Below are 15,559 nucleotides of genomic sequence, written 5' to 3'. Positions count from 1 at the left end.
TTGGAGGAGCTAAATTTAGAGCTCCTCCAGCACTGCTTGCACGAATGGCCACTTACGGGGTACGCTATTCATGATTAAAATATCCTCCCAAAGTGCGCTTTCCTCGTCCAAAAAGCGAAAAAGGCGCTGCATACTATTTTTTCTGTAGAGCTGCTCGAAGACATCCACTCCAGCCTCCTTTTCGGTGAGCATCACGTTCATCAGAACGGCATCGAATAATTTATACCTTCCTGAGCCCGGGTGTTCGAAACTCCCTGCTCCCGTTTCTAATTTTTTAATGATTTTTTGCACATGTTGGAAGTTACGCACAAAGGAAAATCCTGTGCTTGGTTTTACTGTTCCGGCCAGGGTGCCAATGGGAATTACAGGCCCTTTGCCTGCTTTTGGGTGCAAGCGTGCGGTGGTCATGGGGATTTTGTTATGTTCCACCTCCAAAATTTCGTAAGGAGTATCTCCTAAGTAAGTCTTTATATAGTCGCGCAAAGCCGCCTCATAGCGCTCTTTTTCCCATAAAACTGCAGAGAAGAGGGTATATTCCACTAGGGCCACATTTTCTTTTTCCGGTAATAGGTAGCAGAAAGTCAGGCCAGGATCTTTTTGCGGTACGCGCAGGTCCATATAGGTAAAGGTGTGGGGGTTCCAAAGCGGCTTAGGCACGCGAATTTTCCAGCCCAGAAAGTGCTGCCACATAAAAGGCCCTTGCTGTTGGGCAACCTCTTGAAGTGCCTGTGCTTCAAAATACCCTTTAAAGCAGTAGCTTTTAAAGTGATAATCGCCTTGACTAGTTACGACGCGCTGCGCATGGGGTAAAACAGTAAAAATATCTGCCTGCAGGCGCTCAATCTGTTTACTTTTAGCGAGTTCCTCGGCGATAAAGCGGTAAAAGCTTAGCCCCTCGATCGTGTAGTAGCGGTAGGGGGCCAGCTCGAATTGCAGTGTTTGCTGGCGCAAAGGAATCTCCGCATGCGACCAGGAATGATGCAGGGGTAGCTCTTGGAGCCAAGGCGTGTCGGATCTGAGCCAGAAGCTCCAAGTGCGGTCATTCGTGTTTTTTGCCTCCCGATCGATAAGCAGCACACGCTTGTCGCGGAGCAGAGGGGATTTGCTGATTTGCCAAGCTAAAGTTAAGCCCGCTAGTCCTCCGCCGGCAATGATATAATCGTACGTGGTCGATGTGTCCATAGGTGAAATCAAAATCGGCGGTAGCTAAGTCCCCGATTTCGTTTGTGCTGACAACTGAAACCGGGCGCTTGCTGTTTATAAAGGTAAAGAAATTCTTTTAATCTTCTTCTTCGATGCGGTTTCCGCGAAGAAAATCCGCTATGGGCATTCTTTTTTTATTGGGAGCTTGCACTTCTAAGAGCGCCACTGTGCCTTGTCCACAGGTGATATGCCAGAAGGTTTTTTGGTCGGTAAGGGTGCTGCCGGGGCGCGTATGTTTCTTTTCGTTATCGACTACGGCCGTACGGAAAACTTTATAGGTATTCTCTCCCATTTTAAACCAAGCAGTGGGATAAGGGGATAGGCCACGTACCAGATTGTGCACCTCTTCGGCACTCTGAGTCCAGTCGATTGCACAGTTTTCTTTAAATAATTTAGGGGCAGCATGTACGGCTAGACTTTCGTCCTGCGTCTGAGTGCGCACCTCGCCTGTGGCGATGGCCGCGACGGTTTTGGCCACTAGGCCGGCTCCCTTATGCATCAGCCGCTCGTAGAGGGTCCCCACCGTATCTTCAGGATAAATCGGCTCTTTTTCTTGAAGAATTATATTTCCGGTGTCGATTTCATGTTTGAGAAAAAAAGTGCTGACACCTGTTTCTTTTTCTCCTTTGATAATGGCCCAGTTGATGGGCGCCGCACCACGGAAATTCGGCAGTAGGGAGGCGTGCAGGTTTAAGGTTCCTAAGGGGGGCATGCTCCAGACGGCCTCAGGAAGCATGCGGAAAGCTACGACCACCTGCAGATCGGCACCTAAGGAGCGGAGTTGTTCCTGGAATTCAGGGTTTTTCAGATTAGTGGGCTGTAGAATCGGTAGCTTGAGGTGCAGCGCACAGGCTTTTACGGGGGAGGGCAGCACCTTTTTTCCGCGGCCTTGTGGTTTATCAGGCGCTGTGAGGACGCCGACCAGTTCTACATGGGGGCTGGCATGGAGTGCTTCCAGGCTCGCCACGGCGAAATCTGGAGTCCCCATGAAAACTATTTTCAACTTTTTCTGTACCGCTGTGTTCATAAAACAAAAATACAAAGCAGCGATGGAGTATCCGCATGGGAGGGCAAAAATCAAAAAATTAACCCTTTTTTAGGGAGAATAAATGAATTTATGTAATTTCAATATGCCATTTCGGTAGAACTGTGCAAATCAACCTTTATTTTACCAGCAAAATTCATGAAAATCGTATCGTATTCCTTTTTGTTTCTAGCACTACTGGTGGTAAGTGCTTGTGGCCCAAGTGGTAACTCTTTTGCTATCCGTACGGAGGCTTTGGAGCTCAAGGCGGAAGGGCCACTCTTTGAGGGTTCTAATATGGCGCAGGCTACTTGGGAGTTTGATGTGGCAGAAGTATTACGCCAAAACCAAATCGATGGTTCCACCATCACGCGGGCACAGATCAGCGGCATTCAAATCCAGTATACGGGAGAACCCATCGACATGCAAAAGATCGTCCTGGAAGTAACTTCTAAATCGGTCGATATGAGCCGGGTGGCCCTCTATGAGGGAGAGATTTTAGTGAATAGCCCGATGGATTTGGGCCTCGCCCAAAAGCAAGCTAATCTGGCCGATGGTTTCATGAAAGATGGTAGAATTACCTTCGTGGCAGACTTTGATCTCAACCAAGAGGAGTATTGGGAGGATGTCGTGATGGAACTTTACGTAACCTTTGAACTATTAGTCAAGTAAACTATCCTACAATACACCTAAAAAAACCAATTATGAAAAAACTACTCTTTTTATGCAGCTTCTTGCTTATGGCTTTTTATGTGTCGGCGCAAGACGCCGATGCAATCACTGGGGTCTGGGAGCCGAGTAACGGTAAAGTAAGAGTAAAAATCGATCAGATCGAAGATAAGTTTTATGGCCGTATCGTTTGGCTCAAAGAGCCTAATGACCCGAGCACAGGCAAGCCGAAAGTAGACCAGAATAATCCTGATGAGTCCATGCGTAATGTGCCTTTACGGGGCTACCGCATGCTAAAGGATTTCGTGTATAACGGAAAAGGAGAATGGACAGAAGGAACCATCTATGACCCGGAATCTGGGAATACCTACAACTGTGTGATCACGATGAAGGACGATAATACCTTGGATATCCGAGGCTATGTAGGGGTGAAGACCTTCGGTAGAACGGACACCTGGAAACGTTTAAAAATCAAAGGCTAAAGCGATACCTATGAAGAGACATTTAGCCTGCTTGGCCCTGTTCGCAGGGCTTAGTTTTTCTTATGGTGCATTCGCCCAAGGAGAAGAAGAGGAAGAGGACTGGGACCTCTATGGAGAACTAGAGTTTGTGGATGAAAAAGGGGGAAAGGCCTTTGCCAAGCCTACTATCGTCGGGATGTCCCCGCAGCGGTTTTTTATGATCGGCTGGGATGTGCAGACCCCTTATGACATGCGCTTTTCGCAAACCAGATTCCCGGCCTCCGAAAATACCGGCTTCGGCGTGGATGAAAATCCAGATCCGGCACAAACCGCTCGGGCCAACTACACCGGAGGTTTTCGCTTCAATAGTGTCATTCCTGTGATCTCCAAGAGTAACCTAGTTTGGCAGTCGGGGATCAATTTTATGGATGTGCGCTATCAGATTACCGATATCCAGGGCGACACGGGAGGCGGTGAGCGGGGCTTGGCGCAAATTTTAAACGAAGATGGCCTACGTAATCTCAACTGGACCAATACCGTGTTTGTGCCTATTAATGAAAAGTCCTTTTTCGTCTTTCAAGGGCAGCTGGACATGAGCGGTAATTTTGATTTTGGCTTTCAGCCATTTAATACCGTGCGCGTTAGTGCGGCGGCCATTTATGGGAAACGTGTTTCTGATCTCAAGCGCTGGGGTGTCGGCCTTTCGCGTACCTATCGTGTAGGGAATATGAATTATATTCCGGTGGTGATGTACGACTGGACGAGCCCGGACCGCAAGTGGGGGACAGAGATCCTATTCCCTGCTCGTGCCAGTGGTCGCTATAATTTTAGTAAGACTTCCTTACTGCTTTTCGGCTTCGAGCTGGAGGGACAAAGTTACCGAATCGACGAATTCAGCAGAGGAAATAACAGCTTCGAAATTCGTCGAGGTGAGCTGCGTCCACGTCTGGAGTATCAAAAGCAAATCACAGGTCCTTTTTGGTTTAATATGCAGGCAGGCTATCGCTTCGACTGGTCCTTTGATGCGGATGAGCTAGATGGAGGACGTGAGTTCTTTAGAGGTTTCTTCGGAACACAGGAGTTCGGTATGCGGAATAACCTAGGTAATCCGCTCTATTTTAATGTGGGGATAAGTTTTGTAACTTTATAAAAAAACTTAGTTCGAACACACTTATACATCCTGAGGAGGCAAGTCCTACCTTGAAAATCGCTCCGTTCGGGGCGATTTTTTTTATGCCCCTTCCCTGTTCCTTCCTGCTGTGTGGTCTGTCATTTAGGTGCGTAGGGGGAGGAGGTGAATGCGAAAAATGCGAGGGGGATTTATCGCTCCGATAAGGAGCAACTTATTTTTTTACTGATTTAGAACGCTTTTATTGATTTATCTGTTAATTTTGAAATTGCTTATCAAGAAAGACTGAGGGACGGGCCCGATGACGTCTTAGCAACCTCTAGCAAGGTGCTAATTCCCATTTTCTACTAATCCTAACTAGGAGAAAATAGAGATGAGCGGTAGTTGAATCCCAGTATTTTTCTTCCGGTTCTTGATAGGCATTTTGTGATTAGCTATGATGAACAGAACCGAGTTACTCTTAGACGCCCTATCCAAACGTATTTTGATCTTAGATGGAGCCATGGGCACCATGATCCAGCGACACGGCTTGCAGGAGGCTGATTTCCGAACTCCTGATTTACAAGATCATCCGAAGCCATTGAAGGGTAATAATGATTTGCTTTCGCTCAGCCGTCCGGATGTGATCCGCGCCATCCATGAGGCCTATCTGGAGGCAGGCAGCGACCTGATTGAAACCAATACCTTTAGCGGGACCAGCATCGCTCAGGCCGATTATGCCCTGGAGCATTTGGCCTATGCGATTAATAAATCTTCTGCGGAGATAGCTGCTGAGGCAGCGAAGGCCTATACGGCCAAAAATCCCGACAAGCCGCGTTTCGTGGCAGGGGCTCTTGGACCCACGAACCGCACAGCCTCTATTTCTCCTGATGTAAACGACCCTGGTTATCGAGCCATAACCTTTGACCAGTTGGCAGCGGCGTACACCGAGCAGGTAGAAGGGCTTTTGGATGGGGGCGTGGATATTTTGCTTATTGAGACAGTATTTGATACTTTAAATGCGAAGGCGGCACTTTATGCCATCCAAGAGGTCTATGAAAAAAGAGGTTTGCCGCTGGATCCGCGGGAGGGAGGGATTCCGATTATGATGTCAGGCACCATCACGGATGCTTCTGGCCGTACCCTTTCGGGACAGACGACAGAGGCCTTTTTGATTTCGGTTTCCCATGTGCCGCTTTTAAGTATCGGACTGAACTGTGCACTTGGGGCTAGAGAGTTGCGCCCCTACCTAAAAGTCTTGGCTGATAAGGCTCCCTTTTATGTGAGTGCCTACCCGAATGCGGGGCTTCCAAACGCCTTTGGGGCCTATGATCAAGGGCCTGGGGAGATGGCACAACAGGTAGAAGAATTTTTGGCTTCCGGCTGGGTAAATATCTTAGGAGGATGCTGCGGAACGACGCCAGAACATATTGCGGCCATTGCGGCGGCAGCCGCCAAGTACAGCCCAAGACCCTTACAAGAAGAAGACGTGCAGGTATGAGAAGAGGACGAAATTATTTACAACTTTCTGGGCTAGAGCCCTTAGTGTTTACCCCGGAGCTGAATTTTGTGAACATCGGCGAGCGGACGAATGTGACGGGATCTAAGCGTTTCGCACGCTTGATTTTAAATGGACAGTATGATGAAGCGCTGGAAGTGGCGCTGGATCAGGTGCGGGGCGGAGCCCAAATTCTGGATGTCTGCATGGATGAGGGGATGCTTGATGGGGTGGAGGCGATGACGCGCTTTCTACATCTTATCGCCTCAGAGCCGGAGATTAGCCGAATTCCGATCATGATCGATAGCTCACGCTGGGAAATTATCCTGGCTGGCTTAAAATGTGTGCAAGGAAAGGCTATCGTGAACTCTATTTCACTTAAAAATGGGGAGGAAGAGTTTATCCAGCAGGCTAAAACGATAAAAAAGTTTGGCGCCGCAGTGGTGGTGATGGCCTTCGATGAAAAGGGGCAGGCGGATACTTATGCCCGTAGGGTAGAAATCTGTTCACGCAGCTATAAACTGCTGGTGGAAACGGTACGCTTTAATCCGCAAGATATCATTTTCGATCCAAACATCTTTCCCGTGGCTACCGGGATGGAGGAACATCGGAAAAATGCATTGGACTTCTTCCATAGCACGCGCTGGATCAAGCAAAACCTTCCAGGCGCTAAGGTCAGTGGTGGAGTTAGCAATGTGAGCTTTAGTTTCCGAGGAAATAATCCGGTGCGTGAAGCCATGCATGCAGCTTTTCTCTATCATGCCATTCGCCATGGTATGGATATGGGTATCGTGAATCCCTCCATGCTGGAGGTCTATGACGATATTCCGAAAGATCTGTTGGAGAAAGTCGAAGATGTGCTCTTCGATCGGCATGAGGGAGCTACGGAGGCGCTACTGAGTTTTGCCGAAACGGTGAAGGCAGGCGATAAAAAGGAGGTGCAAACGGCCGCTTGGCGCGAATTGCCTGTTGCTAAACGCATCGAGCATGCCCTGGTGAAGGGGATCTTAGATCATATTATCGAGGACACGGAGGCTGCGCGTGTGGAGCTTAAAAACCCGCTGCATGTGATCGAGGGTCCGCTGATGGACGGCATGAATGTGGTGGGAGATCTGTTCGGCGAGGGCAAAATGTTTTTGCCACAGGTGGTGAAATCTGCTCGCGTGATGAAAAGGGCAGTGGCTTATCTGGAGCCCTTTATGCCGCTACCAGATGAGGCGGCTATTCGTTCGGGCAAGTCCTCGGTGAAGAAAATTCTACTCGCCACCGTGAAGGGAGATGTGCATGATATCGGAAAAAATATCGTGGGCGTGGTTTTAGCCTGCAACAGCTACCAAATTATCGATTTAGGGGTGATGGTGGATGCGGAGAAAATCATCGATGAAGCAGTGCGGCAGCAGGTGGATATCATCGGGCTCAGCGGTTTGATCACTCCTTCGCTCGATGAAATGGTCTATGTGGCTACTGAAATGGAACGCCGAAACCTACAGATTCCTTTGTTGATCGGTGGAGCTACTACCTCGCGCATCCATACAGCGGTAAAAATCGATCCGGTCTATAGCGGCACAGTCATTCATGTAACGGACGCTTCGAAATCCGTGCCGATCGCAGGAGATGCGATCCACGAAGAAACACGCGAGGCGTATCATCGAGAAATCAAAGCCACCTACCAGAAACTGCGTGAGGAGCATGAAGCCAAGCAGCAAGTGAAAAAGTTGGTGCGTCTCGAGGAGGCGCGCGCAAATGGTTACCAAGTGGACTGGCAGCAGCATCCGGTCCAGGTACCGAAAAAAGTGGGCATCTTCAGCCCTGAGTTGGACCTTAGCACCTTACGAAATTACATCGACTGGACGCCCTTTTTTCAGACATGGATGCTGAGCGGTCGGTATCCGAAGATCCTCGAGGATCCGGTGGTAGGTGCTGAGGCGCGTAAATTGTACGCTGACGCCACCGCGATGCTGGATCGCTTAATCGCAGAACGCTGGCTGTCAGCTAAAGCGGTGATCGGTATCTTCCCTGTTCGCCGACAGGGAGATTCTGTTCAGGTGCTAGATGCTGCAGGAAAGGAGACAGGGCGTGAATTTCATTTTTTACGCCAGCAAGGCCAAAAAGGAAAAGGAGTTCCCAACCGCTCGCTGGCGGATTATCTGCATCCCGAGGAGATAGACTATTTAGGTGGTTTTGCGGTGACGACCGGACTAGGTATGGAGACTAAGTTGGCCGAATACGAAGCCAATGGAGATGATTACTCCAGCATTTTGTTTAAGGCACTGGCGGATCGACTGGCGGAAGCGGGGGCAGAGTACTTGCATGCGCGCGTGCGTCAGGAGTATTGGGGCTATGCCCCAGAGGAAAACTTGGATAACGAAGCGCTTATCAAGGAGGCTTACGCGGGTATTCGTCCTGCGCCGGGCTATCCTGCCTGCCCGGAGCATTCGGAAAAAGCAGCGCTTTTCTCTTGGTTAGAAGTTCCGGAGCGCACGGGGATTACCCTGACGGACAGCTTCGCGATGCTCCCTACTTCGGCGGTGAGTGGCTTTTATTTTGCCCATCCGGAGGCGCGCTATTTTGGCCTAGGAAAAATCGCGGAGGATCAGGTGGCCGACTATGCCGAGCGGAAGGGGGTCTCTTTGGCCCAGGCGGAGCGCTGGCTGTCGCCGAATTTAGCTTATAGCCCATCTTTACATATAGCAGCAGTTTAAATGAAAATTACAACATACATCGAGGAGGCCAAGAAGCCTTTGTTCTCCTTTGAGATATTACCTCCTTTAAAGGGACAGAGCCTAAAGGATTTACTGGATGGCATCGCACCCCTTATGGAGTTTCAGCCGCCCTTCGTGGACATTACCTATCATCGGGAGGAGTTTATTTATAAGGAGCGGGCTGGTGGGCTCTTGCAAAAGGTAAGCACCCGAAAGCGACCCGGAACGGTGGGGATTTGTGCGGCGCTGATGAGTCGTTACCAGGTGGATGCGGTTCCTCACTTGCTGTGTGGCGGCTTTACGCGGGAGGAAACGGAAAATGCCCTGATCGACCTGAGCTTTATCGGGGTACAAAATGTGCTGGCACTACGTGGAGATGCGCCGAAGGCTACGGGGATCTTTGTACCCGAGGTGGATGGGCATGTCTACACCAAGGATTTGGTGAAGCAAATAACGGCGATGAACCGGGGGCAGTACCTGCATGAAGAAACGGAAACAGGTTTTCAAACGGATTTTTGTGTGGGCGTTTCGGGCTATCCGGAAAAGCATTTTGAGGCGCCGAGCTTGAACTGGGACCTCAAGTATCTGAAAGAAAAAGTAGATGCGGGGGCGGAATATATTGTGACACAGATGTTTTTTGACAATGCCAAGTTCTTTGATTTTCAGCAGCGTGTGCGCGATTTAGGGATTACAGTGCCGATCATTCCGGGGCTGAAGCCGATTACCACCTTAGGCCAAATTCAAGCCTTGCCGCGGACTTTTTTCTTAGATTTTCCCGATGCGCTCATGCTGGAGCTGGAAAAATGCCGCTCGAATGCAGAGGTGCGTGAAGTGGGTATTGAGTGGGCGATCGCCCAAAGTAAGGAGCTGGTCGCTGCGGGTGTGCCTGTTTTACACTACTACACCATGAGTAAGGCAGAGGCTACGCGCAGAATCGCGGCGGAGGTGTTTTAAAGGGTGAGGACTTCTTTCCCTACCGCTTGCTGCTTGCCTTCCCCAAGGAGCTCGTGTGCGGTTTTTCCAGCTGGACAGCGCCTCTAAACGGGATTTATGGGCCTTGGCACCCACGAAAGTGCGACGACGGAAACACGAAAGGGCTGCTTGAGAGAGCAGCCCTTTCGGTTTAAATAAATACTAAGGTGTTACGTCCCCTTTTCTGATGGCATAACCCCTTTTTTCTAGTTGCCTTTTCACAGCTCGCCTACAGCAGCTGCAGCAAAGCATCAATTTTCCGCGTTAGGTCTTCAAGTGCGGCGGCATAGCGCGCATCCCATTCTGCTAATCGCTCGGAGGACTGGAGTTCTACCTCATACTGTATGCCCGGAAGGATCCAGCTGGCATATCCGCTGAAGGGATCGTTACTAGCATAAAGCGAGCGATACCAGTCGCCGAAGTACATGCCTTTTTTATCGATAAAGCTTTTTTCCAGCCCTAAAAGCTGCTTGTTGATCGTTTTAAGTTGCTCCGATTTCAGGCTTCCTGCCGCTAAAGCCTTTTCTAAAGCGCTATCCCAAGCCTGTCCTTTGGCCGTTAAGGCTTCCAAGGCGGTGTTTACCTTAGTAAAGCCTTCGAAATCTTTTTCGAAATTTCTTACCTGACGGTTAGCGGCCTGAAAGTGACCCTCTAGGTCCTGCGCATAGCGGGAGACCTGGTAGGGAATCACCGCTGCATTTGCCAGGCGGAGCGTTAAAATGCCCACGAGGCGCTCCACTGCGGCACCCATCCGAAAGCTCGGGTCCGCGAAGGTCTCGTAAAAGTGCATGTTGTCGTAATTCGTATGATAGAGGGTAGGACCGCTGGCGCCACCGCTGAGGGAGGGGATGCCGGCATGCATGTAGAAGGCGATGTGGTCGGAGCCACCCCCCAGGTTGCCGATGGTCGGCTCCTCTTTTTGACCTGCCCAGACTTCGAAAACGGACTTCGCGGAGTCGGGGAAGGTGACCATTTTCGCTGCCTCGATGATGCCTTGCTTTAAGGTAGGGGAGGAGGCTGCGCCAAAGTTTCTTCCGGACACGGCGGCGTCTAAATTAATGTACGCGACGGCTTTCGCTTGGAGTTCGTCATGCAGCTGTTCCACCCATTCAGTGGAGCCGATTACGCCATGCTCTTCTGCATCCCAGTGGGCGATTAGAATCGAACGCTCGGGCTGGAAACCTTCTCGAGCTAGTTTCTGAAGCGTTTCGCTCAGGTTCAGCAGAAGGGCAGTGCCGGAGTTGGGATCGGTGGAGCCAAAGCTCCAGGCATCGTAGTGGCAACCTAAAATAATCCATTCGTCGGGGTACTGGCTGCCTTTCAGGGTGCCGACCACGTTTGTGGCGCGTACGAAGTCTCGTTTTTGGTCCACCTTAACACGTACTTCCAGCGCGCTACCTCCTTCGATGCGATAGGTAAAGGGGAGCCCCCCTTGCCAAGCGGGAGGAACGGCCTGCCCTTGCATCTGGCTCAGGATTTTTTCGGCAGCCCCATAGCCGATGGGAAGTACTGGAATGCTGTGCAGGAGCCCTTCCGTCTCAGGATCCATTCGCGCGATCTTCTTTTTCCCATCGAGAGGAAGGGCGGGTTCGAAGGGGGTGAGTGCATCTCCTGTCCAGGGCACGGTGAGCAGGGAGCCCCGCTGGATGGCGCTGGCATCGTAAAAAATGCCCTTCGGATAGGTGAGGCCCCGCGTAAAACCAGAATCTTTCGGATCGGTGTAGATGATAAGTCCGGCAGCACCTGCCTCTTCGGCAAATTTGGCTTTAAAGCCCCGGAAATTACCACCATAGCGCGCGATCAGGATTTTGCCTTTTAGGTCTACCCCCATTTTTTTAAGCAATTCGAAATCAGCCTTTACCCCATAGTTGACGTACACCACTTCTCCGCGCACATCCCCACTACCGGAAAATGCATTCCAGCCTTTACCTAAATCGGGATGTGCGAGAAAGGGGTCAGCTTCCCATTCGTTTTCCTGCTGACTGAGGGGCTCCCGATGGGGGCGAATAATTTCAATGAGCGAAGTGCCAGGCTCCTTACTCAGAAAAACATCGTAGGGATAGCGCTTCACCTCCCAACCGGCTGCCTGCATCGTTTCCGCCATATAAGCCTCCACCCGCTTGTTGGCCTCACTACCTGCTGGATGTGGTTCCTTAGTGAGCACCTCCAAGTGTTTTCGGAAGCCACTTTCGTCCACCAAATCCAAAAAGCGTTTTTCAAGGGTCTCCTGTTGTTTTTGTTTATCGGCACTGAATCCGCTTATGTTCTGCGCCTGAACTTGCGGGAGGTGCAGCGCTAGGCAAAGCCCAAGGCCATAGAGGTACTTTTTCTTCATGCTGTCGTTTTCTTTTTTAAAAAGCCTAATATACGAGTTAAAAAGGTGGTGACTATGCCTTTTATGTAAATGATGACGATGGAGCGTGTTTTTGGGCGAAGCCCAGATAAGGGTACGCGCTTCGTTTCTAGCTCGTGCACCTTGTTTAGAAGCTGTTATTTGGTATTTTTTAAATAATAAATATAGTTTGGAATGCTGTTTGATTTATCTTTTACACAACCAATAACAATCAAGATGAAAAATATACAGTATGCAGTCTTATTTGCGGGCTTGTTTGCCTGGCTTATGGTGGCTTGTTCACCGCGCACAGTGGTTACAGGCACTTGGAAATCACCAGAAGCAGACAAGATGTATGAGCGGGTGTTCGTGGCTGCCCTTATGGATGATTTGCGGCTACGTTCGGAAGTAGAGCAGGAGTTTGCTACCCGTTTTGCGAATCGAGATGTGGAGACGGTGAAAAGTTTAAATAGTATCCAACCTGATTTTTTCGATGAAGAAGAATTAAGCCAGGAAAAACTCCTCGCAGTGGTGCGCGAAACGGGTAGTGAAGCGATTATGACCGTCCGTTTATTGGACATTAATGAAGAAGAGCGCTTTGTACCGGGTGGTGTGATGGGCCCTCGTTTCGCACCTATGGGTTTTGGACACTACGGAACTTTTGGAGGCTACTGGAACCATTGGTATGGGAATGCTTGGAACACCGGATACGTGTCTGTAGATAAAACGTATGTATTAGAGACCAACTTATACGACGCGGAGTCGCTTTCTTTGGTGTATTCTGCGCAGTCGGAGACGTTAAATCCTTCGGACATGCAGGAATTTGCGGAAGCGTATGTGGATAAATTAAAGGCTTCTTTGCGTGAAGAAGGGCTGATTCAGTAGGGATGCTGGGGAGCTATTCGATTCGCTTCTCTCCTGTTTGGTAACCCTAATTTCTATAGCCCGCCTGTGTGGTAGGTATGTAGGCAGTAGGCCTTCGGCCAAAGGCAGGGAGGGATTACATCTTCGAATAGGACTTTGGTAGGGAGTAAGCATTCGGAAAGGGGGGGTCAGAAAAAAAGGGTTTGTAAACATCGTTTACAAACCCTTTTTTGGGTATTGGTCGGGGTGACAGGATTTGAACCTGCGACCACTTGCACCCCATGCAAGTACGCTACCGGGCTGCGCCACACCCCGAAAGGAAGAAAAGTTCGTCGGGGTGGCAAGATTCGAACTTGCGACCTCCACATCCCAAATGTGGCGCGATAACCGGGCTACGCTACACCCCGAACTGGCACAAAAGTATAAAGTTGTAGGCGATTCTACAAACTTAAAGCTGTATTAATGGATATTTTTCCTGCAAAGGTGGCTAAGTGATTCAGACTGAACAAGAAAATAGCAAGGCCTCTATCTTTGGGCTAGGCTTATCCATGTAGCGCAGCCCCCTTCCTGCTAGAAATGGGGGCAGTGGGGAGGTATTGAGAACCATTTAAATCCGATAGGATTAGCGATTATACTGTTTTCAGTATGCCAAATTCAAACTATAACTGTATATTTAACGTTTGAAAACTTGTTTTAACTATTATTTAATATTACCAAACCCAAAAAATACCATGATAAATCGTACAAAAACGAGTATCCTTAGCCTTGTGGCGGCAGCCGTATGTATGTTCTCCACGCCTTTTCAAACTCAAGCTCAGGAGCTTACTTATTCTGATCGCTTTTATCTTTCTGTAAGTGGTGGTGTCGCTTTCGGGGTGACGAATGGCGACCAAGGGGGTAACTTCATCGGTGGTGCTGCCCCTGAGAATTTACTTTCCAACAATAGAGGGACCTTAGGGAGTGGTGTTCCGCTGAATTTAAGACTTGGGATGTTTGTGACCGACCAAATTTCCCTAGACTTAGGGGTTCAGTATTTCTCGGGCTTCCGAAATGATGTGCAAATGGTCGATCTGCCTCAGTTGGGCTCTGCCATCAATGCGCAGGCGTATACAGAGCAGCTGCGAATCAATCCGACCGTTACCTTTTATGCTCCCATAACGAAATCCTTAGACGCTTACACGCGTGTGGGGCTGATGATTCCCGTAGCAGGTGCTGCCTTTATCGAAGCGGAAGGGCCTGCAATGTTCATTCAGCCAGATCCTGTTTTGGCGCCCTTAAGTTTCGAGCGTACCGAAGAAATCCGTGGTAATTTTTCATTAGGCTATACAGCAGCGCTGGGACTGGAATACAATGTAAATGATCGATTGGCACTTTTCGTGGAAGCCGAAGCGCTACACTTGAACGTGACCCGAAATACGGGAGAGTTTACCACCTTACAATTCGTAGGACCTGACGGTAATGTCGTACAAGATCTACGTGAAGTTGCGCCTGCCAGCCAGTTGAGAACCAATTATGTAGATGCACTGGGTGTTAATTCTAATAATGCATTAACGAATCCGAATGGTTTCGATCCTCAGCAGCCTTTAGATCTGCCTACCTCCACAAGCTTTTACCATCATATTTCGGCTCAGCTTGGGGTGAAGTTCAGATTTTAAGTAGGATTCATAAAATAAAAATTTTCTTTGCTTGCAATGGTTTGCAAGTAGTCACCCGGCAGTCTCGGAAACGATTGCCGGGTTTTTTTTTGCTATATTTTTAAATCGGCAACATAATTTTATTTAACTTCTTGATTTCGTAATGATAGCTAAATTTTATTGTCGAATTTTTAATTTGATGCAGATTTGCTGACCTTTGTATCGTGCATAACGGAAAAAAATTCCCTTTTCACCTCACCCAAATAGCCTGCTCTCTGCCTCCACAGAGGTATTTTATTTCACCTAAACCAATTTGAAATTATGAGAACAGTGTTGATGACCCTAATGAGCTGCTTGCTAGTAGCTTTCGCTGTACAAGCAGGTACAGCAGTAGAAAAAGTAGAAAAAAACGATGCCGTTCGTGTGCATGTAAGTGCTTCGGCCGGTGAAGATCAGCGGCTTCGTCTCTTGGTAGCTCCTGAAAATCCTTCTCCCTATCGGGTGCGCATCTATGCGCTTGATGGAAAGTTATTATGGAACGAGGTACATACGAACTCTCCGGGAAGGTTGCAGTACTACGATTTAAGTCAGCTTAATGTAAGAGGACTGCGTGTTCGTGTGACACAGGAGAAACAAGAGGTTTACGATGAGAAGCTTTCTTGGACGGAATCTGCACCAGCAGTGCCCAAGGTACTGGCTAAAGTGGATCGTGTGCAGCATGATCGTCTGCGTTTACTTTTCAAAAGCGCTGAAAATGAGACAGTAAAGATCTCCATTTTAGAAGATAATCGAGTGATCTTTTCCGAGAAGCTTCAGGATGCCAGTCAGCTAAAGCGTTACTACGACACCAAAGCGCTTTCGGCTAAAGCTGCCGTCAGTGTGCTGGTAGAAAGTGAAAATGGTTTTCGTCAGCTGTATGCCGTGCGTTAAGCATCTCGAGTAGCAGCCTTGGTGGCCCGCTACCACCCATTTTTTGCCCGTTTCCTTTAGGAGCGGGCTTTTTTATTTTTACTTTTTCGGGAGAAGCCATTTTTTATTTTTGAGCCTACTAGATGCTTGGAAAGGTATTAGGCCTCAGGTTGTAGCGTAAAT

Annotated in this window: 12 protein-coding genes, 2 tRNA genes and 1 riboswitch; of the genes, 9 read left to right on the top strand and 5 right to left on the bottom strand. The window is 49.1% G+C overall.

What is annotated here, in order from left to right; genetic code table 11:
• Positions 1–15: 15 nt before the first annotated feature.
• Both ACXIT9_RS01345 and fmt read right to left on the bottom strand, forming a co-directional pair.
• A complete protein-coding gene (locus tag ACXIT9_RS01345) occupies positions 16–1,182 on the bottom strand; it encodes a lycopene cyclase family protein (RefSeq protein ID WP_458054444.1) in 1,167 nt (388 codons plus the stop codon).
• Positions 1,183–1,279: 97 nt separating this feature from the next.
• Positions 1,280–2,230: a methionyl-tRNA formyltransferase gene (gene fmt / locus ACXIT9_RS01340; protein ID WP_458054443.1), complete on the bottom strand. Its 951-nt coding sequence runs from the start codon at positions 2,228–2,230 to the stop codon at positions 1,280–1,282.
• 156 nt (positions 2,231–2,386) lie between these two features.
• On the opposite strand from fmt, the gene ACXIT9_RS01335 reads away from it, so the two are divergent.
• The 6 genes from ACXIT9_RS01335 (at position 2,387) to metF (ending at position 9,619) form a co-directional block, all read left to right on the top strand.
• Positions 2,387–2,899, top strand: a complete 513-nt coding sequence (locus ACXIT9_RS01335) for a hypothetical protein (RefSeq protein WP_458054442.1) — start codon at positions 2,387–2,389, stop codon at positions 2,897–2,899.
• Positions 2,900–2,931: 32 nt separating this feature from the next.
• The gene (locus tag ACXIT9_RS01330) at positions 2,932–3,378 is read left to right on the top strand and encodes a DUF2147 domain-containing protein (RefSeq protein ID WP_458054441.1); all 447 of its coding nucleotides are present in this window, start codon (positions 2,932–2,934) and stop codon (positions 3,376–3,378) included.
• A gap of 10 nt (positions 3,379–3,388) precedes the next feature.
• A complete protein-coding gene (locus ACXIT9_RS01325) occupies positions 3,389–4,507 on the top strand; it encodes a DUF6268 family outer membrane beta-barrel protein (protein ID WP_458054440.1) in 1,119 nt (372 codons plus the stop codon).
• 248 nt (positions 4,508–4,755) lie between these two features.
• A riboswitch (SAM riboswitch) is annotated at positions 4,756–4,866 on the top strand.
• Positions 4,867–4,922: 56 nt separating this feature from the next.
• The gene (locus ACXIT9_RS01320) at positions 4,923–5,966 is read left to right on the top strand and encodes a homocysteine S-methyltransferase family protein (RefSeq protein WP_458054439.1); all 1,044 of its coding nucleotides are present in this window, start codon (positions 4,923–4,925) and stop codon (positions 5,964–5,966) included.
• Entirely contained in the window at positions 5,963–8,665 is a 2,703-nt protein-coding gene (gene metH, locus ACXIT9_RS01315; RefSeq protein WP_458054438.1) for a methionine synthase, read from the top strand. Before ACXIT9_RS01320 ends, metH begins: the two co-directional genes overlap by 4 nt.
• Entirely contained in the window at positions 8,666–9,619 is a 954-nt protein-coding gene (gene metF, locus ACXIT9_RS01310) for a methylenetetrahydrofolate reductase [NAD(P)H] (RefSeq protein ID WP_458054437.1), read from the top strand. It begins immediately after the preceding gene.
• A gap of 247 nt (positions 9,620–9,866) precedes the next feature.
• On the opposite strand, the gene ACXIT9_RS01305 is transcribed toward metF, so the two are convergent.
• The gene (locus tag ACXIT9_RS01305) at positions 9,867–11,972 is read right to left on the bottom strand and encodes a M28 family peptidase (RefSeq protein WP_458054436.1); all 2,106 of its coding nucleotides are present in this window, start codon (positions 11,970–11,972) and stop codon (positions 9,867–9,869) included.
• A gap of 234 nt (positions 11,973–12,206) precedes the next feature.
• Between ACXIT9_RS01305 and ACXIT9_RS01300 the strand changes: the two genes are divergently transcribed.
• Positions 12,207–12,854, top strand: coding sequence for a hypothetical protein (locus ACXIT9_RS01300; RefSeq protein ID WP_458054435.1), 648 nt, complete (start codon positions 12,207–12,209; stop codon positions 12,852–12,854).
• 217 nt (positions 12,855–13,071) lie between these two features.
• On the opposite strand, the gene ACXIT9_RS01295 is transcribed toward ACXIT9_RS01300, so the two are convergent.
• Together ACXIT9_RS01295 and ACXIT9_RS01290 are read right to left on the bottom strand one after the other, a co-directional pair.
• Positions 13,072–13,148 (bottom strand) — tRNA-Pro (locus tag ACXIT9_RS01295).
• Between the two features lie 17 nt (positions 13,149–13,165).
• Positions 13,166–13,240 (bottom strand) — tRNA-Pro (locus ACXIT9_RS01290).
• Between the two features lie 324 nt (positions 13,241–13,564).
• On the opposite strand from ACXIT9_RS01290, the gene ACXIT9_RS01285 reads away from it, so the two are divergent.
• Positions 13,565–14,488 carry an outer membrane beta-barrel protein gene (locus ACXIT9_RS01285; RefSeq protein ID WP_458054434.1) on the top strand — a complete coding sequence of 308 codons (924 nt, stop codon included), beginning with the start codon at positions 13,565–13,567 and terminating at the stop codon, positions 14,486–14,488.
• Positions 14,489–14,788: 300 nt separating this feature from the next.
• Positions 14,789–15,397 (top strand): hypothetical protein, encoded by a 609-nt coding sequence (locus tag ACXIT9_RS01280; protein ID WP_458054433.1) that lies wholly within the window; start codon positions 14,789–14,791, stop codon positions 15,395–15,397.
• Positions 15,398–15,559 lie beyond the last annotated feature (162 nt).

It is taken from the genome of Nitritalea sp., assembly GCF_054166705.1.
The sequence above is the reverse complement of the archived record's forward strand: the minus strand, read 5'-3'. Positions and strand labels throughout refer to the sequence as shown.